At 39.8% G+C, this 266-nt stretch carries 1 protein-coding gene; it reads left to right on the plus strand.

Going from position 1 to position 266, the window contains the following annotated elements; translation table 11 throughout:
* A partial coding sequence (locus VJI94_RS08435) for a hypothetical protein (protein ID WP_324009040.1) occupies positions 1-266 on the plus strand: 266 nt, incomplete at both ends.

Genomic DNA, 266 nt, shown 5'->3' on the forward strand with positions numbered 1-266 from the left:
TTGCATCACAGTAGGTTGTATTCCCATCCAGAACGATCAAATAGAAGAATTATATGTATTGGCATCTCATGCCCGGAATCAAGGGCAGGATTTTATTCCGGTACATATCTACCCTGTACGTTTCAGTAATAACAGAAGTCAGGAGTACCTCGAACGAAACAGCAAAGAAGACAAAGAATACCAAAAGTTCTCTACCCGTCTCAAAGAGGTATACGACTACTTCGAAGAAAATAAAAAGCTTCCGCTGATATCGGTGAATAGAAAAG

The sequence above is a fragment of the Parvimonas sp. D9 genome (genome assembly GCF_035282565.1).
Lineage (GTDB): Bacteria > Bacillota > Clostridia > Tissierellales > Peptoniphilaceae > Parvimonas > Parvimonas micra.